Genomic DNA, 495 nt, shown 5'->3' with positions numbered 1-495 from the left:
ACCACGGTGCGGAGCTCGGCCAGGTCACCGGGCCAGTGCCAGGCCCGGAGCCGGTCCAGGGCCGCGCCGGACAGCCGGGACCCCGACGCGGGCGGGGGCAGCTCCGCGAGCAGCGTCTCCACCAGCGCCGGGAGGTGCTCGCGGCCCGCCGCCAGCGCCGGGAGGCGGACGGTGGTGGCGACCTGGCCGAGGAGGGCGGGGGTGGTGTCGTCGGTGGGGTCGGCGTCGGCGGTGAGGACGAACGGGACACCGGTCGCGGCCAGGTCCCGCAGGAGCTCCGGTCGCGGCCCCGGTGACAGGTGCACCCGCCGCAGGACGAGCCCGCGACCCGCGGCCAGCGCCGCGCGGGCCGTCTCCCACCACTCGCGCTCCCGGTGCGGCTCGACGACCACGGCGCCGTCGTGGCCCAGGCGGGACAGCACGCGGCGGGCGGTCCGCAGCTTCCCGCTGCCCCCGGGGCCGGTCACGGCGACGGTCTCCCGGTGGGAGACGGCC

General features: G+C 80.0%; 1 pseudogene. It reads right to left on the bottom strand.

Features of this window, described 5'->3' with window-relative positions:
* Positions 1-467, bottom strand: a pseudogene (locus tag GTW08_RS02225) (Fis family transcriptional regulator); the annotation flags it as partial.
* Positions 468-495 lie beyond the last annotated feature (28 nt).

Source organism: Pseudonocardia sp. SID8383, assembly GCF_009864975.1.
Lineage (GTDB): Bacteria > Actinomycetota > Actinomycetes > Mycobacteriales > Pseudonocardiaceae > Pseudonocardia > Pseudonocardia alni.
Note: the sequence above shows the minus strand (reverse complement) of the source record. Positions and strands in the feature narration are given on the sequence as shown.